General features: G+C 60.2%; 19 protein-coding genes. 4 read left to right on the top strand and 15 right to left on the bottom strand.

Annotated features, from left to right (window positions below; all coding sequences use genetic code 11):
* Positions 1 to 173: 173 nt before the first annotated feature.
* The 15 genes from SC318_RS18530 to fliS all read right to left on the bottom strand — a co-directional run bounded on the left by SC318_RS18530 (position 174) and on the right by fliS (position 15,068).
* Positions 174 to 1,466, bottom strand: a complete 1,293-nt coding sequence (locus SC318_RS18530) for a flagellar hook-length control protein FliK (RefSeq protein ID WP_320427966.1) — start codon at positions 1,464 to 1,466, stop codon at positions 174 to 176.
* Between the two features lie 105 nt (positions 1,467 to 1,571).
* Complete coding sequence (locus tag SC318_RS18535) at positions 1,572 to 1,916, bottom strand: Hpt domain-containing protein (protein ID WP_320427967.1); 345 nt, start codon at positions 1,914 to 1,916, stop codon at positions 1,572 to 1,574.
* A gap of 30 nt (positions 1,917 to 1,946) precedes the next feature.
* Entirely contained in the window at positions 1,947 to 3,665 is a 1,719-nt protein-coding gene (locus tag SC318_RS18540; protein ID WP_320427968.1) for an ATP-binding SpoIIE family protein phosphatase, read from the bottom strand.
* The gene (locus SC318_RS18545) at positions 3,662 to 3,967 is read right to left on the bottom strand and encodes an STAS domain-containing protein (RefSeq protein WP_320427969.1); all 306 of its coding nucleotides are present in this window, start codon (positions 3,965 to 3,967) and stop codon (positions 3,662 to 3,664) included. Before SC318_RS18545 ends, SC318_RS18540 begins: the two co-directional genes overlap by 4 nt.
* 183 nt (positions 3,968 to 4,150) lie before the next feature.
* Positions 4,151 to 4,600 carry a flagellar export protein FliJ gene (gene fliJ, locus SC318_RS18550; protein WP_306493995.1) on the bottom strand — a complete coding sequence of 150 codons (450 nt, stop codon included), beginning with the start codon at positions 4,598 to 4,600 and terminating at the stop codon, positions 4,151 to 4,153.
* A 3-nt stretch (positions 4,601 to 4,603) separates the two neighbouring features.
* Entirely contained in the window at positions 4,604 to 5,962 is a 1,359-nt protein-coding gene (fliI, locus tag SC318_RS18555; RefSeq protein ID WP_320427970.1) for a flagellar protein export ATPase FliI, read from the bottom strand.
* Positions 5,952 to 6,716, bottom strand: a complete 765-nt coding sequence (fliH, locus tag SC318_RS18560) for a flagellar assembly protein FliH (RefSeq protein WP_320427971.1) — start codon at positions 6,714 to 6,716, stop codon at positions 5,952 to 5,954. Before fliH ends, fliI begins: the two co-directional genes overlap by 11 nt.
* A 10-nt stretch (positions 6,717 to 6,726) precedes the next feature.
* Positions 6,727 to 7,743, bottom strand: coding sequence for a flagellar motor switch protein FliG (fliG, locus tag SC318_RS18565; protein ID WP_306493998.1), 1,017 nt, complete (start codon positions 7,741 to 7,743; stop codon positions 6,727 to 6,729).
* Positions 7,736 to 9,511, bottom strand: coding sequence for a flagellar basal-body MS-ring/collar protein FliF (gene fliF, locus SC318_RS18570; RefSeq protein WP_320427972.1), 1,776 nt, complete (start codon positions 9,509 to 9,511; stop codon positions 7,736 to 7,738). The genes fliG and fliF overlap by 8 nt, the downstream gene beginning before the upstream one ends.
* A gap of 16 nt (positions 9,512 to 9,527) precedes the next feature.
* Positions 9,528 to 9,857, bottom strand: coding sequence for a flagellar hook-basal body complex protein FliE (gene fliE, locus SC318_RS18575; RefSeq protein WP_124387586.1), 330 nt, complete (start codon positions 9,855 to 9,857; stop codon positions 9,528 to 9,530).
* Between the two features lie 132 nt (positions 9,858 to 9,989).
* Complete coding sequence (locus SC318_RS18580; RefSeq protein ID WP_320427973.1) at positions 9,990 to 11,366, bottom strand: sigma-54-dependent transcriptional regulator; 1,377 nt, start codon at positions 11,364 to 11,366, stop codon at positions 9,990 to 9,992.
* Positions 11,367 to 11,373: 7 nt separating this feature from the next.
* Entirely contained in the window at positions 11,374 to 12,585 is a 1,212-nt protein-coding gene (locus tag SC318_RS18585; protein ID WP_320427974.1) for a sensor histidine kinase, read from the bottom strand.
* A 110-nt stretch (positions 12,586 to 12,695) separates the two neighbouring features.
* Positions 12,696 to 14,171 (bottom strand): sigma-54 dependent transcriptional regulator, encoded by a 1,476-nt coding sequence (locus SC318_RS18590; protein WP_306494001.1) that lies wholly within the window; start codon positions 14,169 to 14,171, stop codon positions 12,696 to 12,698.
* 170 nt (positions 14,172 to 14,341) lie between these two features.
* Positions 14,342 to 14,638 (bottom strand): flagellar protein FliT, encoded by a 297-nt coding sequence (gene fliT / locus SC318_RS18595; RefSeq protein ID WP_320427975.1) that lies wholly within the window; start codon positions 14,636 to 14,638, stop codon positions 14,342 to 14,344.
* 25 nt (positions 14,639 to 14,663) lie between these two features.
* On the bottom strand, positions 14,664 to 15,068 hold the full coding sequence (gene fliS / locus SC318_RS18600; protein ID WP_320427976.1) for a flagellar export chaperone FliS: 405 nt from the start codon (positions 15,066 to 15,068) through the stop codon (positions 14,664 to 14,666).
* 256 nt (positions 15,069 to 15,324) lie between these two features.
* On the opposite strand from fliS, the gene SC318_RS18605 reads away from it, so the two are divergent.
* Genes SC318_RS18605 through SC318_RS18620 form a run of 4 tightly spaced genes read left to right on the top strand, consistent with a single transcriptional unit; the run spans position 15,325 to position 22,716 of the window.
* Positions 15,325 to 16,449 carry a DegT/DnrJ/EryC1/StrS family aminotransferase gene (locus SC318_RS18605; RefSeq protein ID WP_320427977.1) on the top strand — a complete coding sequence of 375 codons (1,125 nt, stop codon included), beginning with the start codon at positions 15,325 to 15,327 and terminating at the stop codon, positions 16,447 to 16,449.
* Positions 16,446 to 17,591, top strand: a complete 1,146-nt coding sequence (locus tag SC318_RS18610; protein ID WP_320427978.1) for a hypothetical protein — start codon at positions 16,446 to 16,448, stop codon at positions 17,589 to 17,591. Before SC318_RS18605 ends, SC318_RS18610 begins: the two co-directional genes overlap by 4 nt.
* Positions 17,588 to 18,379, top strand: coding sequence for a class I SAM-dependent methyltransferase (locus SC318_RS18615; RefSeq protein WP_320427979.1), 792 nt, complete (start codon positions 17,588 to 17,590; stop codon positions 18,377 to 18,379). The genes SC318_RS18610 and SC318_RS18615 overlap by 4 nt, the downstream gene beginning before the upstream one ends.
* Complete coding sequence (locus SC318_RS18620; RefSeq protein ID WP_320427980.1) at positions 18,376 to 22,716, top strand: glycosyltransferase; 4,341 nt, start codon at positions 18,376 to 18,378, stop codon at positions 22,714 to 22,716. The genes SC318_RS18615 and SC318_RS18620 overlap by 4 nt, the downstream gene beginning before the upstream one ends.
* Positions 22,717 to 22,720 lie beyond the last annotated feature (4 nt).

Below are 22,720 nucleotides of genomic sequence, written 5' to 3' on the forward strand. Positions count from 1 at the left end.
CGCAAAGGCAAGAGCAAGTGTTATGCCAGAGTTGTCTGGCATCAGGGCAACATTAATCAAATGTGGGAGGGGGCTTGCCCCCGATGGCGGTGTATCAGCAAAGGATTTGTTGACTGACACACTGCTATCGGGGGCAAGCCCCCTCCCACATTTCAGATCGCTGATCGGCTGGGTCAGGCGTAGTAGTCGACGGCGCTGGAGCCGATCACACTGCTCACCACCGGCGCGACGGCGGCCGCCACGTCGACAGGGTCGGCGACGTCGCCACCGTTGCCCCTACCGCCGCTGCCACTCACGGCCCGCGCCTGGTTCTGCTGCTGTTGCTGCTCCTGCCCCCGAGACTGGTCGGACACATTCACGTCCACCTGGCCCATGCCCTGCTGAGCGAACATCTCGCGCAAGCGGCCGGACTGGCTTTCCAGCGCTTCACGCACCACCGCATGCCCGCTCATGAAATTCACCTGGGCCTGCTGATCGGGCGTCATGTTGACCTTGATGTCCAGGCGCCCCAGCTCCGCCGGCTGCAACTGAATTTCGGCTGACTTGAGGTTGGTGCTGGAGAGGTACATGACGCGGTTGACCACTTCTTCGGTCCAGCCGCTCTGGTGCATGGCCAGCGGCGCATTGATCACCGGCGGCAAGGCGTTGGCGGTTTTCGGCGTGGCGGCCTGAGTCAGCGCGGCCAGGCGGTTGGCGAAGTCATCCACGCGGGTGTCGCTGCTGGCGTCTTTCAAATCCTTGAGGCCGTCATCGATCAGCGCGCCGAAGGCTTTGTCGCCGCCCTGGTCAGTGCTGTCCTTGGTGGCTTGCTGATCGACCAGGGTAGCCAGGCCCGTCGCGAAGTTCTGCGCGGCGGTCGGCTGATCCTGCGGGGTGGTTGGCGCGGCTTTCTGTGGCGCCTGGCTGCTGGCAGACACGTGACCGCCCTGCTCCATCGCCAAACGCACGGCGGGCATCGCATCCAGGGGATCGGCTTCAGGGTCGAAGGCCGGCTGCTTGGCCTCATCGATCACTGCGACGGGGGCGGCGACGACCGGCGCAGGCTTGTCATCCGCCACCACCACCGCGGGCGCTGGGGTTTCTACCGGTACGGCAGCGGGCGTGACCGCAGCGATCAACGCGGGGTCGACCGGCGCATCTACCGGCGGCTGTTGCGCCACGGACGGGTCGGCGGGCGCGTCGTCGGCCGCTTCATCGGCCTTGGCCGGCGTGGCAGGCAAGGGATTGCCGCTATCGGCAACCGCTGGCGTGCTGGCGGCAGCTTTATCGTCGCCCGCTGTCGGCGTCGACTTGCCGGGGGTGTCGCTGGTTTTCGACGCCGGCTTGGCGCCTTGGTTGGCAAACACTTGAGCGAAGCCAGGGCCCTTGTCCCGTGGGTCCGCAGCCGCTACCGCAGGGGTGGCGGCAGGCGCTTGAGGCTTGGCCGCGGGGGCAGCCTGAAGGAGCGAATTGGGGGCGACTGGCATAGATAAAGGTCTCCACTGCATGGGGGATCGGGGATGCAGTATGCAGAGGCAGAGCAAGAGTCGGGCCAAGTTGGCCAGCGCTGGTACATTACGCTTCAGCGGGACTCAGAGACTGAAGCGCTCACGCTCGGACTCATACAACGGCCGAACCAGCGCAAACTCGTGATCAATCTGATCGACCAGGGCACCGAGGCCTGCCTGCGCCCCTACCGACTCCGCTTCCAGCCGCTCACACAACTGCGCCAACCGAACCGCCCCAAGGTTGCCACTGCTGCCCTTGAAGCTATGCGCGATGCGCCCCAGCGCCTTGGCATCATCGCGTGCCTTGCGCAGCGCGGTGACGCGTTCTTCGCAATCATGCAGGAAAGTCTCCAGCAGCCGCGGGTACTCGGCCTCCATCACCTCTTGCAGGCCCGACAACACATTGGGGTCCAGATGAATCTCAGCCACTTGCTCGCTCCTTGATCAAGAATCGGCGGATTATGCCAGAGCCTTCCAGCAAAACTCCACGCAGACACTGCGCCCGCCGTCGGACCAGCGTACATCGCTGCTCAGTTGACGCACCAGGCTCAAGCCGCGACCGGACAGACGGTCGATGTCCAGCGGCTGCGCAAGCACGTGCTCAACGTCGAAGCCAGGCCCGCTGTCGTCAATGCGCAATGTCATCGTGCCGCCCGTTTCGGTCGGCACCACCTGTACCTGCACGCGGATGTACCCGTGATCCAGCTGCGCCAGCCGTTCGTTGCGCTGTTGATAATACTGCGCAAAGCCTTCGGCATCGCGCTTGATCCGGGAGTCCAGGCCCAGCACGCCATGCTCCAGCGCATTGGAATACAACTCCGCCATGACGCCGTACAGCGCCCCGCTCTGCTCCCGCAGGCCATGGACTTCCAGCAGCAGTTGCAGCAGGTAGGGCAACGGGTTGTAGCGCTTGAGCGTCTGCGCGCGAAATTCGAAACTCACCGACCAGTCCAGCGGGCACGACTGGCCGCTGTCGGTATACAGGGGCTCGGCCGCAGGCAATGGCTGGCCGGCCTGCAAGGTAATCTCCACCAGGCTGACGTCATCCCTGGCCTGCCCACGGAAGGACGCCAGTGCCTGCTCGATCTCTTCAAACAGCCGGTCGGGCTCACGGTTGGCGGCAAAAACCTGCCGCAAGCGCTCGGCGCCGAACAGCTGGTCGTTGGCGTCAGCCGTTTCCAGCACCCCATCGGACAGCAGAAACACCCGGTCGCCCAAGGCCATCGGCCAGACCTCGGTACGGTCATCGAACGCCTGCGCCGACAGCACGCCCAGCGGCAAGTGTCGCGACACCAGCGCGCTGCGTTTGCCCGTCGCAATGGCATGCACATACCCCTCGGGCATGCCGCCGTTCCACACTTCCACCACCCGCCGCTGGGGGCTCAGGCACAACAGCGTCGCGCAGCAGAACATGTCCACCGGCAGGATGCGCTTGAGCTTGGCGTTCATTTCCCTGAGGATCTGGGTCAAGCCGTAGCCCTTGGCGGTCATGCCGTAGAACACCTCCGCCAGGGGCATCGCACCGATCGCGGCCGGCAAACCGTGGCCGGTGAAATCGCCGAGCAGCACGTGCATGTCGCCGGACGGCGTGTAGGCGGCCAGCAGCAGGTCGCCGTTGAACAGCGCATAGGGCGATTGCAGGTAGCGGATATTCGGCGCCGCATTGATGCAGCCCGAATGCGCGACTTTGTCGAACACCGCCTTGGCCGCGCGCTGCTCATGCAACAGGTAGTCGTGATGCCGGGCGATCTGGTCGCGCTGTTGCAGCACCGTGGCCTGCAGCCGGCGCAGACGGTCCATGGCGTTGATCTTGGCGGCCAGGATCAACGGGTTGTAGGGTTTGGGCAGGAAGTCATCGCCACCGGCATCCAGGCATTCGGCCAGGTCGGCGCTTTCGCTCAAGGAAGTCAGAAAGATAACCGGGACCAGTTCTTCCCCGGCCAGTTGCTTGATCCAACGCGCGGCGAAAAAACCGTCCATCACTGGCATCAGCGCGTCCATCAGCACCAGTTGCGGGCGCTCGCGGGCAAACACCTCCACCGCTTGCTCGCCATTGGTCGCGGTGAGCACGTGGTGCCCCTGGCGCCGTACGATGGTCGTCAGCAACAGCAGATCGGCGGCGCTGTCTTCGGCGATCAGGATCGTCAGCGGTTCAATAACGGCGGCCATGGTACTCAACTGATGTCGAACAGTTTGTCGAAGTTGGAGATACCGAGGATCTTGCGTACATCCGAATTGCTGTTGATCACCTGGACTTCGGAATCGTCACCACCGGCGTGGTCCCGCAGCAGCAGGAGCATGCCCAGGGCCGAACTGTCCATGTAGGTGGTTTCCTTCAAATCAACGACATACGTCTCAGGCACCTTGTAGAAGCGCTCGTAGGCATCACGAAACGGCTGGTGACTGCCAAAATCGAAACGGCCCTTGACCGCAATGGTCAACTTCTTCCCGTCCAGGGATACTTCTGACTCGACTGACATGTGACTGCTTCCTTGTCGTTGGCACTAGTCACAAGGTGTAGCAGCTGAACCGGATGTGAGCAACACAGGAATCAAATGTGGGAGGGGGCTTGCCCCCGATGGCGGTGTGTCAGAAAAGGATTTGCTGGCTGACACTCTGCTATCGGGGGCAAGCCCCCTCCCACATTTGCCCTGCGTCGTTGGTTAGAACTGTTCCTGACGGGGAAGACGCTGGGACAGCTCATCGAGCAGTTTCTGCTCACGCTTGTCTTCGATGGCCCGTGCTTCGTCGATGTAGCGCTGCACCAGCTTGCGCAACCCTTCGACGCGGGCGAACGCCGCTTGCCAGCTTTCGCGGGCCTTATCGAGGTTGTTCTGGTGCCAGGCCAGGCTCTGGCGCTGTTGGCCGACGGCGGTTTCCAGTTGATTGAGAAAGCCCTGGTACCCCATCAGCCACTGCCCCGACACGCCCTTGCTGCCGCGCTCGATCCACTGCTGCTGGTATTCGCTGCGAAAGCGTTCGAGGTCGCCCAGCTTGCTTTCCGCCAGACGCACCTGGCCCTGGAAATACCCCAGGCGCTGAACGGCGGCTTTTTCGGCCTTTTCGGCCATGTCCACCACCGGGGCCAGGCGCGCGGCACGGCTGTTGGCCATGGCTTAGCCGCCTGGCGCCGGGGCGAAGATCGATTGCAGGTGCGCTTCGCTCTCACCCATGCTGATCTTGTCGTTGAGCCCCTGACGCAGGTAGGTCACCAATTGCGGTTGCAGGGCAATCGCCAGGTCGGTCTCGCGATCGCCACCGGCCACGTAGGCGCCGACGCTGATCAGGTCGCGGCTCTGCTGGTAACGTGACCACAGCTGCTTGAAGTATTGCGCGCGGGCCATGTGCTCCGGCGTGACCACCGCCGGCATCACCCGGCTGATGGACGCCTCGATGTCGATGGCCGGGTAGTGCCCCTCTTCGGCCAGGCGCCGCGACAGCACGATGTGCCCATCGAGCACGCCCCGCGCCGAGTCGGCAATCGGGTCCTGCTGGTCGTCGCCTTCGGACAGCACCGTGTAGAACGCAGTGATCGAGCCGCCGCCGGCCTCGGCATTACCGGCCCGCTCCACCAGCTTGGGCAGCTTGGCGAACACCGACGGCGGGTAACCCTTGGTCGCCGGCGGCTCGCCGATGGCCAGGGCGATCTCGCGCTGGGCCTGGGCGAAACGGGTGAGCGAGTCCATCAGCAACAGGACATTCTTGCCCTTGTCGCGAAAATATTCGGCGATGCGCGTGCAGTACATGGCGGCACGCAAGCGCATCAGCGGGGCGTCATCCGCTGGGGAGGCGACGACCACCGAGCGCTTGAGCCCTTCCTCACCGAGGCTGTGCTCGATGAATTCCTTGACCTCACGGCCCCGTTCGCCGATCAGCCCCACCACAATGATGTCGGCCTCGGTAAAGCGCGTCATCATGCCCAGCAACACCGATTTACCCACACCTGTACCGGCGAACAGGCCCAGGCGCTGGCCGCGACCGACCGTCAATAAACCGTTGATGCTGCGAATGCCCACGTCCAGCGGCACGCTGATGGGGTTACGGTTGAGCGGGTTGATGGTGGGTCCGTCCATGGGCACCCAGTCCTCGGCCTTCATGCCGCCCTTGCCGTCCAGCGCGCGACCGGCACCGTCGAGCACGCGGCCGAGCATGCTCATGCCCATCGGCAAGCGCCCGGTATCGGCCAATGGCACCACGCGGGCGCCGGGGGCGATACCGGCGAGGCTGCCCACCGGCATCAGGAATATCTTGCTGCCGGAAAAGCCCATCACTTCGGCTTCGACCTGCACCGGGTGATAGCTGTCGTCGTTGATCACCATGCAGCGGCTGCCCATGGCGGCACGCAAGCCCTCGGCTTCGAGGGTCAGGCCGACCATGCGCAACAGGCGCCCTTCCAGGATCGGTTGGCCGGGCAGCTCAGTGGCCTCGGCGTAGCTGTCCAGGCGCTTGGCAAAGCTGGTGCGTTCAAGGCGCATCGCTGGCGTCCAGGTCAACACTGATATCGGCTTGGGTGGGGTTCAATGCCTGCTCATGCTGCTGGTCCAGCAATTTGGCCATGATCTGGCTGATGCGGGTTTCCACCGTGGCATCGATGCGGCTGTGCTCGGTCTCGACGCGGCAACCACCCGGCTGCAGCGAGGCGTCCTCGACGATGCGCCAGGTTTCTTCATGGCGCTCGCGCAAGGCTTTGACCTGCTCGAAATCCTGCGGGTTGACGTACAGCCGCACATTGCCGACACCCAGGGGCAGCAGCTTGAGGGCTTCGCGCATCACGCTTTCGATCTGGCTCGAGTCAAGCACCAGTTCGCGCTGGATCACCTGGCGCGCGATGTGCTGCACCAGGCCGATCATGGACTTTTCCAACTGCGAGTCCTGCCCGGCAATCGGGTCGAACAGGCTGCCCATCAAGCGCTCGAGGCTGGCCAGCTTGCCGCTGAGGGCTTCTTCGGCTTCCTGGCGGACCTTGAGAGTGGTGCTGCGAAAGCCGTCTTTTTCACCGGCCGCAAAGCCTTCGTTGTAAGCCTCCTGGCGGATCGCTTCCAACTCTTCAAGGGTCAGTGGCTGGACTTCTTCCAGCGGCACTTCTTCCATCTGCACCGGAAGCTCTTCCACCGGCTCAGGCTCAGGTTCCGGCACGTGGGGGTCGAAGCTGGGCAACGACCAGATATCGAACCCGCCGACATCCCGCGCGCGAATCAGATCGCTGGGCGTCTCATCTTTGTTCGACATGCAGGGCGCCTTAGATCATTTCTTCGCCGCCCTTCCCGCCGAGAACGATTTCTCCGGCTTCGGCCATACGGCGGGCAATGGTGAGGATTTCTTTCTGCGCGGTTTCCACGTCGCTGACGCGCACCGGGCCCTTGGCTTCCAGGTCGTCGCGCAACAGTTCGGAGGCGCGCTTGGACATGTTCTTGAAGATCTTTTCCTTGACGCCTTCGTCCGAGCCCTTGAGGGCCAGCACCAGCACGTCGGACGACACTTCGCGCAGCAACGCCTGGATGCCACGGTCGTCGACATCGGCGAGGTTGTTGAACACGAACATCAGGTCTTCGATCTGGCCGGACAGGGTGTCGTCGATCTCGCGGATCGAGTCCATCAACTGGCCTTCGACCGAGCTGTCGAGGAAGTTCATGATGTCGGCGGCACGCTTGATCCCGCCCAGGGTGGTGCGCGAGGCATTCGAGTTGCCCGAGAACTGTTTCTCGAGAATCGTGTTGAGTTCTTTCAGGGCGGCCGGCTGCACGGTGTTCAGCGACGAGACGCGCAGGATGATGTCCAGGCGCACTTTATGGTCGAAGTGGCCGAGCACTTCACCGGCCTGGTCCGGGTCCAGGTAGGCCACGACGATGGCCTGGATCTGCGGGTGTTCGTAGCGGATCACATCGGCGACCGCGCGCGGTTCCATCCATTTGAGGCTGTCCAGGCCACTGGTGTTGCCGCCCAGCAGGATGCGGTCGATCAGGCCGTTGGCCTTGTCTTCGCCCAGGGCCGAGGTCAGCATCTTGCGGATATAGCTGTCGGAGCCGACGCCCAGGCTGGTCTGGTCGCCGACGATCTCGACGAACTCGCTCATCACCTGCTCGACTTGCTCGCGGTGCACATTGCGCATCTGCGCCATGGCCACGCCTACGCGCTGGACCTCTTTGGGCCCCATGTGGCGCAGCACTTGGGCAGCGTCGGTTTCGCCCAACGACAGCAGCAGCACGGCGGCTTTGTCGACCCGGGAGAGCTTGGCAACAGCGGCTCGATCATTCATCAGCGTTAATCCACTCTTTCACGACCTGGGCCACACGGCCCGGGTCTTCTGCCACCAGACTCTTGATTGCGTTCAACTGAGCGTCATAGCCTTCGCTCGGGCTCGGCAACAGGATGCTTTGCGGACCGCCCAGGCTGACGCGGTCGTTGGCCAGCTCGCCGTCCAGACCACCCATGCCGCCCAGTTCCACGTCGCCACCGGCCAGGGCCAGTTGTTTCTTGCCGTTACCGGTGATGTTGTTGAGCACCGGACGCAGCACGCCGAACACCAGCACCAGAATGAACATCACCCCCAGCACTTGCTTGACGATGTCCCAGAACCACGGCTGGGTGTAGAACGCAGGGTCTGCGATCACTTCGCCGCGCTCGGCGGAGAACGGCATGTTGATTACGCTGACGCTGTCGCCACGGCTGGCGTCGAAGCCGACGGCGTCCTGCACCAGGCGGGTGAAGCGCGCCAATTCATCGGCGGTCCATGGCGCGCGGGTGACGGCGCCGTCAGCGGCGTTGACCTTGACCTGATCATCGACCACCACCGACACCGACAGGCGATTGATCTTGCCCTGCTGCTGCTTGGTGTGGCTGATGGAACGGTCGAGTTCGAAGTTCTTGGTGGACTGGTTACGCTTGTCCGCCGGGTACGGCGCGAGCATTGGCTGGCCGGTGGCCGGGTCCATGATCTGCTGGCCGTTGGCATCCAGCAACGGCTGCCCAGGCTGGATCGCACCCGCGGTCGCCGCAGCGCCACCGGTGGTTTGCGGGGCCGAAGCCGGTGCAGGTGGCTGGTTGCTCAAGGCTCCCGGTACACCCTGCGGGCCGTTGCTGGCAGTGCGTTGTTCGCTGGTGGACTGCTCGCTGCGCAGGGCGGGCTGGTCCGGGTTAAATTGCTCGGACGTCGATTCGACGGCGCTGAAGTCCACGTCGGCAGACACTTCAGCCTTGTAGCGGTCATTGCCCAGCACCGGCTGCAGAATGTTGTGCACGCGCTGGGTGAGCATGCTTTCCATGCGACGGCTGTAGTCGAACTGCTTGCCGGCCTGGGTCAGCGCGGAATTTTCGGCCATGTCCGACAGCAGGTTGCCCTTCTGGTCGACCACGGTGATTTGCGACTTGCTCAACTCCGGCACGCTGGTGGCCACCAGGTTGACGATCGCCAGTACCTGGCCAGGCTCCAGGGAGCGGCCGGAAAACAGCTCGACCAACACCGAGGCGCTTGGCTTGCGTTCGTCACGCACGAACACCGAGCTTTTCGGAATGGCCAGGTGCACGCGGGCACCCTTGACGTTGTTCAGGCTGGAAATGGTGCGCGCCAGTTCGCCTTCCAGGCCGCGACGGTAGCGGGTGGCTTCCATGAACTGGCTGGTGCCCAGGCCCTGATCCTTGTCGAGGATTTCAAAGCCGATGTTGCTGTCGGACGGCGTCACGCCGGCGGCGGCCAGTTTCATCCGCGCACGCGCCACATCATCGGCCTTGACCAGCAAGGCACCCGAGTTGGGCTCGACCGTGTAGGCGATGTCGGCGGCGGCGAGGGTTTCCATGATCTGCTTGGAATCCATGCCCGCCAGGCTGCCGTACAGCGGCCGGTAATCAGGCTGCTGCGACCACAGCACCACGGCAAAACCAATCGCCACGCTGGCCGCCAGGCCGACCATCAGGCCTACCTGACGCAGCATGGTCATTTCCGAGAGGTTTTCCAGGAACGACAGGCCAAACAGAGGCGACTTGCCTTCTGTCTTGGCGGGTACGTTGTCCACGACTGCTTCTGCCATGAGTTAAATCTCGCCCTTAAACCGGCATCTGCATGATGTCTTGATAAGCCTGAACCAGCTTGTTACGCACTTGGGTCAAGGCCTGGAAGGAAACACTGGCCTTTTGCGAGGCGACCATCACATCGGTGAGGTCCACGCCGCTTTTACCGATCTCGAACGCGGTCGCCAACTGGCTGGAAGCCTGCTGGGTATCACTGACTTTATTGATTGCCTGACCGAGCATGTCGGCAAAATTGCTTTGGCCCAATTCCGGCGCTGGCGCGACGGATTTCGGCTGAGCCATGGCATCCATTTGCATGGAGCGCATATCCAACATCAACCGATTGAACTCAATACCCTGGCTCATGAACTTCCTCTCTCCGACGACCCGCAATTTTTTGACACTACGCAGCGGTTACTAGGGGTGGTAGCAACAAGGGTGCCAGCTCCGTGGCGATTCGTAAGAAAAGGCGACAAACCTTGTCAGCCCAGGTTTTGCTCAGGTGGCGAAAAGATACGCTTCAACGTCCATCCCGGCGTCGCGCATCTGCGCCAGCTTGTAGCGCAGGGTGCGCGGGCTGATGCCAAGGCGTTCGGCCGCTTCTTTGCGGCGGCCGCGCTCGGCGCGCAGGGTGTCGATGATCATCTGGAATTCGCGGCGGCGCAGGTCATCGCCCAGGCCGCCAGCCGATTCGGCTTCGGCCAGCACCGGTGCCGGCGCCAGGCTCGGCAACGGCGCCACGCCATTGCCCATGGCCAGGCAGAAATCCTGCGGCTGGATCAGGCCGCCCTGCTGCAGGATCAGCGCGCGCTGAATGGCGTTGTCCAGCTCGCGCACGTTACCCGGCCATGGATAACCGACCAGGCAGGCCTGGGCCTCGGCCGACAGCCGTGCCTGGGCGTGCTTCATTTTTTTGACGTGGTTGTTCAGCAGGCGCTCGGCCAGCGGAATGATATCGGCCGGACGCTCGCGCAACGGGCGCCAGGCCAGCGGGAATACCGACAGGCGGTAGAACAAGTCTTCGCGAAACCGCCCCGCCGCCACTTCGCCCGCCAGATCGCGGTTGGTGGTGGCGACCACGCGAATGTCCAGCTGGATCGGCTTGCGTGCGCCCACCCGCTCCACTTCGCGCTCCTGCAACACGCGCAGCAGCTTGGCTTGCAGGCCCAGGGGCATTTCCGAGATTTCGTCGAGCAGAATGGTGCCGCCGTCGGCCTGCTCGAATTTGCCGGCCTGGGCTGCGATGGCGCCGGTGAACGAACCTTTCTCATGGCCGAACAGCGTGGCTTCGAGCATGTTGTCCGGGATCGCCGCGCAATTGATCGCGATGAACGGTTGCCGGGCCCGACTCGATTGCTGGTGGATATAGCGCGCCAACACTTCCTTGCCGGTGCCGGACTCGCCGGAGATCAATACGGTGGAGTCACTGCGCGCCACGCGGGCCGCCAGTTCCAGCAATTGCGCGCTGGCCGGTTCGAAGGCAATCGGACCGTCACCCTCGCCCGCCGAAATCACCCCCAGGGCATGCCGGGCCACCAATTCGATCAGCGCCTTGGGCTCGAACGGCTTGACCAGGTAATCCGCCGCCCCCTGGCGCATGGCGTCCACGGCCCGCTCCACGGCGCCATGGGCGGTCATCAGCAGCACCGGCAATTGCGGCTGGCGCGCGCGCAGCAGGCCGAGCAACTGGTGGCCGTCCATGCCCGGCATGTTTACATCGCTGACCACCAGGTTGAAGGCTTCTTGCTCAACCGCCTCCAAGGCCTCCTCGGCAGAGCCGACCGCACGGTAGTCATGGCCCGCCAACAGCAGCGTGTCAGCCAATGCCTCACGCAGGGCGCGATCGTCTTCCACCAATAAAACCTTGATAGTCATGATCCTTCTACTCCGCGCTTGCCGCGCTGGAAAACAGCGGCAAGGTCATCAATGCACAGGTGCCGCGCCCCAACCGGGAGCGCAACTGCAATTGTCCCTGATGCGCACGCGCCACGGCCTTGACCACGGTCAGGCCCAGGCCGGTGCCGTTGGTCTTGGTGGTGAAAAAAGGTTCTCCCAGGCGCTCCAGCACGGCCGGAGCTATACCGCTGCCGCTGTCGCTGATGCACAGGCGCAGGGTTTGCTCGCGGCGATACAGATGCACCTTGAGCCGCGCACCGGGGCCGCTGGCCTGGGTGGCGTTTTCGATCAGATTGAGCAGCGCGCCCACCAGCGTGTCGCGGTTGCACAGCAACTCGCCGTGGTGGCTGTCGCATTGCCAGCGCAGACTCGCGCCCTGGATATGCGTGGCCGCCGCCGCTTGCAGGGCCTGCATCAAACCGGCCGGGGTGATGCGGTCGGTCAAGGGCAATTCGCCGCGGGCAAACACCAGCATGTCGCGCACCTGGTGTTCCAACTCATGCAGGCGCTCCTTGAGACGCCCGGCAAAACGCTGGTGGGTGGCCGTGGGCAATTGCTCATCAGTCAAATGACTGGCGTAGATCAACGCTGCCGACAGCGGCGTGCGAATCTGATGCGCCAGGGAAGCGACCATGCGCCCCAACGACGACAAACGCTCGTGGCGGGCCAGTTGATCTTGCAGGTGACGGGTTTCCGTCAGGTCGTTGAGCAGCACCAACTGGCCTGGCTCAGCGTCCAGGGACCGGGTGGCGATGGACAGGCGGCGCCCATCCTTAAGGGACACTTCGTGGCCGTCATCCTCACGCGGCGCGAAGCAGCGGGTGATGACGTGGCGCCACAGCTCGCCTTCCAGCGGCAGGCCAAGCAGGTCGCAGGCGGCCGGGTTGGCTTCGCGCACACGGCCCTGGTCATCGATGACGATCACGCCACCGGGCAACAGTGAGAGCAGATTCTGCAGGCGGTTGGCCAAGCGTTCTTTTTCGGCCAGCTCCTGCATGCGCTGAGCACTGACCACCGCAAGTTCGCCTTTAAGCTCGGACACCCGGGCTTCAAGCAGACTGTAGGAATCGGTCAGCTGGCTCGACATCTGGTTGAAGTGCGAGAACGCCTGCTCAAGACCCTGGCGGGTCGGCGGCTCTACAGGCGGAACCAGCCCCTGGATCACAGGGGCGGTAGATAGTTGGGCGGCGTGGGGCATCGTGCTCTCTCGCTTGGCTGACCGTCAGTTAAACGGAACGTTGCGAGGGATATAGCAATACCCGTGCCGAAAAAAACCTACTTATAAATCAAACGGTTGAAAAACAGGCGTCAATCATCCGCCTGTTCGTCACCTTCTTTGCGGCTCATACCGTACTTGCGCATCTTCTCCACCAGGGTGGTGCGACGAATGCGCAGGCGCTCGGCAGCGCGGGCGACGATGCCATTGGCGTCGTCCAGGGCCTGCTGGATCAGGCCTTGCTCCAGGTTGCCGAGGTAGTCCTTGAGGTCCAGGCCCTCGGGCGGCAGCATGGCCGATGCACCGAAGTCCGGCGTATGGCCGTTGATCGCCACGCGCTCTTCCATGTCGCTGCGCAGGCTGTCGACCATCTGCTCGTCTTCGTCATCGACGTAACGGAATTTCTTCGGCAACTCGACCACGCCGATCACCCCATAGGGGTGCATGATCGCCATGCGCTCCACCAGGTTGGCGAGCTCGCGCACGTTGCCCGGCCAGCCGTGGCGGCACAGCGACATGATCGCGGCGGAGTTGAAACGGATGGAGCCGCGTTTTTCGTGCTCCATGCGCGAGATCAGTTCGTTCATCAGCAACGGGATGTCTTCCACGCGCTCACGCAGCGGGGCCATCTCGATCGGGAATACGTTGAGGCGGTAGTACAGGTCTTCGCGGAAGCTGCCGACCTCGATCATGCTTTCGAGGTTCTTGTGGGTGGCGGCAATGATGCGCACGTCCACGCTCTGGGTCTTGTTGCTGCCCACGCGTTCGAAGGTGCGCTCCTGCAACACGCGCAGCAACTTGACCTGCATCGGCAGCGGCATATCGCCGATTTCGTCGAGAAACAGCGTGCCGCCATTGGCCAGCTCGAAGCGCCCGGCACGGCTGGTGATCGCCCCGGTAAAGGCGCCCTTCTCGTGGCCGAACAATTCGCTTTCCAGCAGCTCTGCCGGGATCGCCCCGCAGTTGACCGGCACGAATGGTCCGTCGCGGCGCTTGGAGTGATAGTGCAGGTTGCGCGCGACCACTTCCTTGCCGGTGCCCGACTCGCCGAGGATCAGCACGCTGGCGTCAGTGTCGGCCACCTGCTGCATCATCTGGCGTACGTGCTGGATCGCCCGGCTGGTGCCGACGAGGCTGCGGAACAGGTTGGGTTCGCGGTGACGGCCGCGCTCGCGGGCCTGGTCGTACATCTCGCGATAGACCTGGGCGCGGTGCAGGGAATCAAGCAATTTGCTATAGCTGGGCGGCATTTCCAGGGTGGAAAGCACGCGGCGGCGCTGGTCTTCAGGCAGGTCGACAGAAGAAATATCGCCCATCAGCAACACCGGAAGGAACTCATCCCAGGTTGACAGTGTCTTTAACAAGCCCAAAACAGCGCCTGGAGCGTTTACCGTCCCGATCAGCACACAAATGACTTCACGGCTCGACGCCAACGAGCTGACCACCTGCTGCCAATCATGGCTACCGCAGGGCAAATTTTCTTCACCGAGAAAATTTAAAATCACCGCTAAATCGCGGCGGCGGACGCTATCGTCATCGATCAGCAGAATTTTGGTTTCACGCCACATGCAATAGCAACTTCCCTAGTAAAACTTCCTGCCCCGGAATGAAGGCAATCAAGACGTCAGTAAGACTTATCCTCTACTAGACGTCTGAAATCTGAAAACAGCACTAGTTAAGTCAAAAATGCTGGCACAGTCAAATATATGACGCACCGTTCGGACTAACCGAGCCCTTATCAGCCGAAAAGATGGTAAACCTTTGACGCATTTTTCGCTTGGTTGATCTGCGCCATCTCTTCGAAAATCGCCTGGCGCTCGCCGGTCGTCACCTCAAGCAACTGCTGATACACCGCCAACAGAGCCTCGAGCTTTTCGCGCAACGCATCCTCGTCCACCGGCGCTTCGCTGAGCACGTTATCGATCACGTTGCGGCACCCCAGGTCCAGCTCGCCAATGGCGTCCCAGTTGCGCGCAGCCAGTGCGTCGACCAGGGCTTCACGGGTTTCATCGATGCGTTGCAGTGCTTGATTCATGACGTATTCCTCAAGGCCATTGGCCTTATTCTGCCGCGCCTTGTGGCACGCCAATAGCATCCCAGCCTTCTTTAACAGTGATCATCAAACGCGCTACTTCGTCGATCATATCGGCGTCATTATGCAGGTTGGCCTCCATCAGGCGATTGGTCATGTATGCGTACAGACTTTCCAACTGCTGGACGTAAGCCGGGTTTTCGCTTTTCTCCGCATCCAGACCGTCCCGCAGGCCGATGATGATATCCACCGCCTTGCCCAACATCAGCCCCTTCTGCGAGATATCACCACGAGCCAGCGCACCCTTGGCCTGCGCCATACGGTCCAACCCGCCTTCCATCAACAGTTGCACCAAGCGATGCGGACTGGCTTCGGATATCTGAGCGTGAGAATTGACCTTCTGGTACTGGCGAAGGGCTCTGATGGGGTTCATGGTTCTACCTCGTGACAGGCGAAAGCGGAAAGGATTTCAGTAGCCTTAATGTCGACTGGATTGCCAATTACTTTAGTGCGCCGGTTGTTAAAAAAGCCCGCGATCAGGATGTTGGCTGTCGGCAAGCTCTATCAAGTTCTGTGCGGAAGCTCATCCGTACCCTCTGCAGCGGGCCGGCCTCACTTCGATTGGTACAGTTCCTGCTATGCCCTGCTGCAATAGCAAAAACGATACTTTATTGACAGCCGTGGGCACCATGAAAAATATCATCAAGCTGTTAGTACCGGAAATGCCGAAGATCGAGCAGATTCTTCCTTACTGGCGACAAATCGATGAGAACCGCTGGTACACGAACTTCGGCCCGCTGGTCAGTGAGCTTGAAAGGAGGCTGTCGCGTTCATTTAGCCGGGAACCTGCGCAAGTTCACGTGGTGTCCATGGCCAACGGCACGTGCGCGCTACAAATAGCCTTGGAAGCATTGAAACTACGTAAGGGGAGCCGGGTACTCGTACCTGGGTTGACGTTTGTTGCGACTGCAACCGCAATCATCCGTGCCGGACTCAATCCACTGATAAGCGATGTAAACCCCGAAAACTGGCTGCTTACACCGGCCATAGCACGGGCGCTGCTGGCTGAAACGTCATTTGAAGCGGTAATGCCTGTCGCCACTTATGGCTGTCCTCAAGATGTCGCGGACTGGGACGTGTTTACTGCCGAAACCGGCATTCCGGTGGTAGTGGATGCCGCAGGCGCCTGGGGTAACCAGCAAATAGGTCTGACAACGAAAGCCGCTTTCAGCCTACACGCCACAAAAGCTCTCGGCGGAGGCGAAGGCGGTTTCGTCGCGTCGCGACATCACGCATATGGTCAGAGCATGCGGACACTCAGCAACTTTGGTATCGATGCCCATAGTGGCGGGCTCGTGTTTGATGCAGGTGAGAACGGCAAAATGAGCGAATACCACGCAGCCGTCGCGTTGGCCGCGCTGGACAACTGGCCAGTCGTGGCCGAAGCGCGTCGAACCCTGCATCAACACTACGCTACGAGGATATTGGAAAAAATTCCTGCGCTGAAACTTCAAGTCAAACCGATGACTGGCGTCTACAGCCTTATGCTCGTATTGCTACCTCCAGGCTTCCGTGGTGTGGATATTCAGTTACGCCTTTTGGGCAAAGACATCGAAACCCGTCGCTGGTATTGCCCTCCCTTGCATGGCCACCCTGCCTTTCAGGCTTTCACGGTCGGCCCGCTGCCTGTAGTTGAAATGTTGACAGAGCGTTTAATTGGGCTGCCATTCCATCTTTCATTAACCAAAGCAAACGTTGAAACAATCATTGATTGTCTCGCGGAATTGCTCGCTGACCCATCGGTAGCAATATGACTCCAATGCTTGAGAAAAAGCCTTTGGTAGTCATATTCACTGGGGCCAACGAACGCGCGATCGGCGCTTTCTGCCGATCTTTGCGGCGGGAGCATATCGACTTCGTATTGATTACGCGTAACGCAAAAGATTTGTTGTACCACACTCGTCTACGTCGTCATTTATTTGCCCAGCGCACGCTCGACAGCCTGGACGAAAACGAATTCAAGCGCTTGTTGCTCGACGTCAAGACACATTACCCCGAACGCGCGTTAACCGTAGCTCCCAGTGCCGAGTCAATAAATCGTCTGTTACTTGGCATGCAGGAGTGGATGCATCACGAAGGCATACAAGGGATCAACGTCAGCTCGCAGATCTACGAGCTATTTTCAGACAAGGAAAAGCTCCTTGCCGCGGCGGTGACAGCCGGTCTTGAAATACCGCCACTGATAGAGCACCTATCTGAAAGTCAATTACCGTTCGTGCTTAAGCCTAAAGTCGAGAGCATTGCCAAGGGTCAGCGTATTTACCCGCTGCTGGTGCGCAATGCTGCCGAATATGTCGAACACGTTGCTAGCTACGACGCTACACGCTATTTGATTCAACGCTATATAGACGGACAGAGCTTTTACTATCTTTATTTCCGCAACGATGTAGGCGTTCTTGCGCTGTATCAGCGCAACATCGCCCAGCAGGCGGCTGGCAAGTCAATAGTTGCCGCCGAACTGGTGAGCTGCCCAAACAGCGCTACAGATCAGCGTCTGCGAGCATTACTTGAACAGTATGAATATCGCGGATTCATCATGTTCGAAGTAATGGAAAGCGCTGGGCAGCATTTCCTGATAGAGGCTAACCCGCGCATGTGGGGGCCGATGCAGTTGGCGCTGGAGAATGGCTTCCGCGCGAGTTGGCTGGTGCAAGCCCAGCATGACTCGCCACAGATGGCCGAGACTCGGCGTTTTCTCCGCTTTTGGCGCCGTGAAAAATATCTTTGGCTCGGCGGATTCGCCGGCCAGACACGCACCCAAATGCGCTTTTTTTCTGGAGCTCGGCTCTGGCTGTTACAGGCCTGCTGTTGGTTACCGCGCTATGACATCTGGTTCGCCACCGACAGCCTGAGGCTGTTTTTTTTCGAATTCCTTCGCTCAGGCAAACGCCAATGACCAAAGAACAATTACTGGCGCTCTATGTACACTCGGGTAAACATGCCAGCTATCAGCCGCTGCCTGCTTTTGTGGTCAAGCAGCTGGGAGTCGACGTGCCCGTAAACCCCCGCTGGCGCGCAGACCATGGTCGCCTGGACTACCTCAACGCGCATTTCGACTTCAGTGGTCAGCGCTTACTGGACGTCGGCGCCAATACAGGCCTGTTCACCACGACACTGGCGCATACATACCCTGACAGCCATTGCGTTGCCTGGGAGCTGGATCAGAGCAGCGCGGATTTTATCCGCGCCCTCGCCGCTGAATTCAACCTGACCAATGTCGAAGTGGTTCAGCAGGCGCTCGATTATCAGGTCGCCCAGACCATACCGGAACACTTTGACACATTATTGCTGTTCAACGTGCTGCACCACGCCGGGGTCGACTTTGATGCCGCGCTGGTGCCCGACAAACAAGCACTGAACAGTTACATCCAGGGTTTCTTGAAAGCGTTGCGCCCGGCATCGGATTGCCTCCTCTTCCAGATGGGATTCAATTGGGGCGGCGATACCGCGCAACCCGTAGCAGGGCGCAACGCATTGGGTGAGAAGCTTGCCTACGTAGAAGCGGCGCTGGTCGATACCGGATGGCAGGTTGAGCATGTTGGGTTGGTGCTGGATCCGCAGACCCGGCAAATAGAGCTATTTGATTGGGCTGGCGCCCTCGATAAGGCTGATGTTTGCGACCGCCTGGGCCGTGAAGGCAACCTAAGCGAGTTCTATCTTCGCCCTTTGTTCAAACTGGTATGAACATGACAACGATTCTCTCGGCCGAACGCTTACCGCTGATCAGCATAGCAATACCCGCCTACAGCCCTCGATTTTTTGAGGCGGCACTGAGCAGTGCGCTGAGTCAGCAATACTCCAATATCGAAGTGGTCATCACCGATGATTGTCGCGGCGACGGCATTCGTCTAATTACTGAGCGTCTTGCTGAGCAGTCGGTTGTGCCGGTCCGCTATCTTCACAATGAACAGCAGTTGGGCGGGATGCTGAATCTTAACCGTTGCCTGGAGGAATCCCGAGGCGAATACATCAAGTTTCTCAACGACGATGACGTCCTGCTGCCCGATTGTGTGCCACGTATGGCGGCAGTACTGCAATCTCGCAGTGATATCGCGCTGGTCACCTCACGGCGCCAGCTAATAGATGCCCAGGGCGAGACGCTACCGGACATCCTGGAGACCACCGACGTATTTAAAGAAGACACCTGCCTGCATGGCGAGGACGTTATTTCGCTGCTTTGCGACTGGCCTGTGAACTTCATCGGCGAACCCAGCACCGTGATGTTTCGTCGAACTCAAATAATCGACAAGGTACCGCACATCTGTGCCCTTGGAGGGGTAGTTATCCGGGCGATCAACGACTTGGCGTTGTTCGTAAACCTGCTGCAGCACGGCCACTTGGCGTTTCTACATGAGCCTCTGTCGCTGTTTCGTCGGCATGCCGACCAGCGCCAGAACCAGCCCGACATGAAGGAGCTGTTCATGCAGGGCAGCACACATTTCACCCAGCAGATCCGGGCACTGAAGCTATACCGACCGCAATTTCTATTACAGGTACGCCGCACACCACTATCAGCCCCCCCCGTTTTCACACTGTTTCAGTTAAGGGGGGCTTATGTTGCATCCGATACCGTACCCGCCGCTTCACCAAGCAGCGCCGATGGGTACACTCAAACATGTGAATTGCTGGAAGTGGAGCGGCCCTCTCTTGAGGACGGCGCCCCCCCGGTCGGTGTGGTCATCCACGCCTACCACCCCGACTTGCTACAAAATATATTGCAGCGCCTGATTCAATTGCATGAACGTCTGCATTTATATGTTACCTGCATAGCGGGAGCGGAAAATGACATACGCGCCCAGTTAAAGGCTACGGGACTAGGTTATTCACTTTTTAGAGTAACGAACCATGGTCGCGACGTTTTTCCCTTCCTGCAGGTACTGCCGTTTCTACGCGCTGATAACATCCATACGCTAGTCAAGCTGCACACCAAGCGCTCGCAGCACCTGGGCTCGGCCAACTCGTGGGCGAACGATCTTTTCGATGACCTGCTCGGCCCGGTGCGATTCCGTCAATCGATAGAGTATCTTGCCAACCCCACGCACCACCCCCTGCTTGGCACAGAAAAATACCGCCAGGAGGTGACCACCCGCCTTGCTGAAAACAACCGTATACATTTGCTCGCCCTTGCCGCACGCGCCGGCATTGATCCACAACAAATCGATGTGTCGGATTTTTTTGCCGGAACCATGTTTTTCATACGTCTGGATGCATTGGCCCCGCTGGAGCGCATGCGTCTGACGGCAGCCGATTTCGAAACTGAATGCGGCCAACTCGATGGCACACTCGCCCACGCTTTCGAACGTTTTTTCGGCGTACTGGGAAATCTCGGCAAACAGCAGCGCAACAACCACCTTTATAAGCGCTGGCTGGAAACCCGACAACTGTCCACCACCGAGTTCGAAGGGTTGCCGGCACGACTGGCGAGCTGGTCACATCAATCAACAGTCTTGCTGGTCCTGACCGATACCACAGGTGACATTGCGGCGTTACGCGCAAGCCTCGACAGCATTGACCGTCAGCTGTACCAGGCAGCTGCCATCGCAGTGCTTTCCAATGCCCAACCCTTGGGGGTGAAACCGGCCGACAATCTTGTCTGGCTACCGCTGGCGGATTCCTGGCCAAGCCAACTCAATGAGCTACTTCAAGGCATCCAGGTGGACTGGTGCTATCTGTTGCGCGGCGGCGACCAACTCGATCCGCATGCATTGCTGCTGCTTGCCGAGGGAATCGCACTCAATCCAGGCATCAGCGTCTGTTACAGCGATGAAGACTCGATAACCGTATCAGGTTGCCAGGACCCGGTATTCAAACCTGACATGAACCTGGATCTTCTACGCAGTTATCCATATGTGGGTCGCGCCCTGGCCTTTAGCCGCGAAGCAGCACTGAAGGCTGATGGATTCAATCCCACTTTTGCTGAGCTGGCACCCCACGACCTGCTCTTGCGGCTCGTGGAGAGTCATGGGCTGGGTACCGTCGGCCACATCGCTGAAGTGCTGGTTCACCAGGAAATCAACTTCGGCCAATGGCTTGGCGAAAACCAAGTCATCGTCCATTCCGCCGCTGTCATACAGGCACACCTCCAGCGGCTAGGCGTGGCTCACAAGTTGAGCACGGGCCCTCTTCCGATGGTCAACCGTGTGATCTACCAACACACGGGAAAGCCGTTGGTATCAATCGTGATTCCTACCAAAGATCAACTGCCTATGCTGATGCGCTGCATAGAAAGCCTGATGGGTAACACTCGCTACACCCATTACGAACTAATCATCATCGACAACAACAGCCAAACCCCCGAGGCCCGGGAATGGTTCAAAGGCATGGAGCGCCTGAACGATGCCAAAGTGCGCATCCTGCGCTACCCGCACCCGTTCAATTATTCTGCCATCAACAACTTTGCAGTGAGCCATGCGCGCGGCGAGTATCTGGTGCTGCTCAATAACGACACTGCGGTCATCGATGGCGACTGGCTGGGTGCAATGCTCCATCATGCTCAGCGACCGGAAGTGGGGATTGTCGGTGCAAAATTGCTGTTCCCCAATGGGAATATCCAACACGCTGGCGTGGTGCTTGGATTGCGCGGCGTTGCAGATCACCCGTTCATCGACAGCCCGATGCTGTCCAACGGCTACCTTCACCGTCTGCAAATCGATCAGAACTACAGCGCTGTCACCGCCGCCTGCATGATGATCCGTACCGCGTTATACCGGCAGGTGGGCGGGATGGATGAGGCCGGCCTGGGTGTTTCCTATAACGATGTAGACCTGTGCCTGAAAGTAGGACAGGCCGGTCAATTGGTCGTCTGGACCCCTTACGCGGTGCTGATGCATGAGGCCAACGTAAGCCAGAACAAAGTAGACAAGACCACACAGGAAGCCAAGCGCGAGCGGTTCAAACGCGAACAGGCGGTGATGTACCAACGCTGGCTGCCGCAACTGGCGAACGACCCTGCCTACAATCGCAACCTGACCCTAGAAGGCAGTGGTTTTGCCTACGAATGTCGTAGCGACGTCGGCTGGCGACCGTTCGCCACTCGTGCGCTACCCTACGTATTATGCTACCCAGGTGACTCATTCGGCAGCGGTCATTATCGGGTACGCCAGCCTTTTGCTGCACTTCAGGCCGCCAAGCTGGTCGACGGTGAAGTGAGTGACTCGCTTCTGCAACCAGTGGAACTGGAGAGGCTGGCCCCGGACACAATCATCTTCCAACGTCAGTTCAGCAAACCCCAACTGGAAGTCATCCAGAATGCCCGATCACTGTCCAAGGCATTTAAGGTGTACGAACTGGACGATTACATTCTCGATATTCCCGCTGGCAATCTGACCCGCGCGCTGTTCCCCAAAGACACGGCAAAGCGCTTGAGGAAAGCTGTGAGCCTATGCGATCGACTGGTGGTTTCGACTCAACCGCTGGCCGATGCCCTGAAAGGCTACAACACCGACATTCGTGTGATGGAAAACCGCCTGCCAGGCCAGTGGTGGGCTGGGCTGGTCAGCCACCGCAAACAAGGGCGAAAACCTCGGGTGGGCTGGGCCGGTGGATTGAGCCACGGCGCCGACTTGCGAGTGATTGCCGACGTGGTTCGCGAACTGGCCGGGGAGGTGGAATGGGTGTTCATGGGAATGTGTCCGACGGCCCTGCGCCCCTATGTGCAGGAGTTTCACAGCGGGGTAAGTATCGAAACATACCCTGCACGGCTGGCAGGCTTGAATCTGGACTTGGCATTGGCACCGGTGGAAGACAATTTTTTCAACGCCTGCAAAAGTAATCTGCGTCTACTGGAATATGGCGCTTGCGCGTTTCCGGTCATCTGCTCGGACGTACTCTGTTATCGCGGTAACTTTCCGGTGACCCGGGTCAAGAACCGGTCCGGAGACTGGATCGCCGCCATTCGCGAACATCTCGCTGAACCGGATGCCAGCGCCCAGTCCGGAAATGCCTTACGCAACGTGATACTGGACAAGTGGCTACTAAGGGAAGAAAACCTGTCGGCCTGGCGAGACGCCTGGCTGCCTTGACCGG

Origin of the sequence: Pseudomonas sp. MUP55 (assembly GCF_034043515.1) — a bacterium.
In the GTDB taxonomy this organism is placed as follows: domain Bacteria; phylum Pseudomonadota; class Gammaproteobacteria; order Pseudomonadales; family Pseudomonadaceae; genus Aquipseudomonas.

What these genes read in the sequence shown, in the direction of transcription:
- SC318_RS18530 (WP_320427966.1), bottom strand. Translation starts at nt 1,466, where the DNA reads ATGCCAGTCGCCCCCAATTCGCTCCTTCAGGCTGCCCCCGCGGCCAAG.
- SC318_RS18545 (WP_320427969.1), bottom strand. Translation starts at nt 3,967, where the DNA reads ATGTCAGTCGAGTCAGAAGTATCCCTGGACGGGAAGAAGTTGACCATT.
- fliJ (WP_306493995.1), bottom strand. Translation starts at nt 4,600, where the DNA reads ATGGCCAACAGCCGTGCCGCGCGCCTGGCCCCGGTGGTGGACATGGCC.
- fliI (WP_320427970.1), bottom strand. Translation starts at nt 5,962, where the DNA reads ATGCGCCTTGAACGCACCAGCTTTGCCAAGCGCCTGGACAGCTACGCC.
- fliH (WP_320427971.1), bottom strand. Translation starts at nt 6,716, where the DNA reads ATGTCGAACAAAGATGAGACGCCCAGCGATCTGATTCGCGCGCGGGAT.
- fliG (WP_306493998.1), bottom strand. Translation starts at nt 7,743, where the DNA reads ATGAATGATCGAGCCGCTGTTGCCAAGCTCTCCCGGGTCGACAAAGCC.
- fliF (WP_320427972.1), bottom strand. Translation starts at nt 9,511, where the DNA reads ATGGCAGAAGCAGTCGTGGACAACGTACCCGCCAAGACAGAAGGCAAG.
- fliE (WP_124387586.1), bottom strand. Translation starts at nt 9,857, where the DNA reads ATGAGCCAGGGTATTGAGTTCAATCGGTTGATGTTGGATATGCGCTCC.
- SC318_RS18580 (WP_320427973.1), bottom strand. Translation starts at nt 11,366, where the DNA reads ATGACTATCAAGGTTTTATTGGTGGAAGACGATCGCGCCCTGCGTGAG.
- SC318_RS18585 (WP_320427974.1), bottom strand. Translation starts at nt 12,585, where the DNA reads ATGCCCCACGCCGCCCAACTATCTACCGCCCCTGTGATCCAGGGGCTG.
- SC318_RS18590 (WP_306494001.1), bottom strand. Translation starts at nt 14,171, where the DNA reads ATGTGGCGTGAAACCAAAATTCTGCTGATCGATGACGATAGCGTCCGC.
- fliT (WP_320427975.1), bottom strand. Translation starts at nt 14,638, where the DNA reads ATGAATCAAGCACTGCAACGCATCGATGAAACCCGTGAAGCCCTGGTC.
- fliS (WP_320427976.1), bottom strand. Translation starts at nt 15,068, where the DNA reads ATGAACCCCATCAGAGCCCTTCGCCAGTACCAGAAGGTCAATTCTCAC.
- SC318_RS18605 (WP_320427977.1), top strand. Translation starts at nt 15,325, where the DNA reads ATGAAAAATATCATCAAGCTGTTAGTACCGGAAATGCCGAAGATCGAG.
- SC318_RS18610 (WP_320427978.1), top strand. Translation starts at nt 16,446, where the DNA reads ATGACTCCAATGCTTGAGAAAAAGCCTTTGGTAGTCATATTCACTGGG.
- SC318_RS18615 (WP_320427979.1), top strand. Translation starts at nt 17,588, where the DNA reads ATGACCAAAGAACAATTACTGGCGCTCTATGTACACTCGGGTAAACAT.
- SC318_RS18620 (WP_320427980.1), top strand. Translation starts at nt 18,376, where the DNA reads ATGAACATGACAACGATTCTCTCGGCCGAACGCTTACCGCTGATCAGC.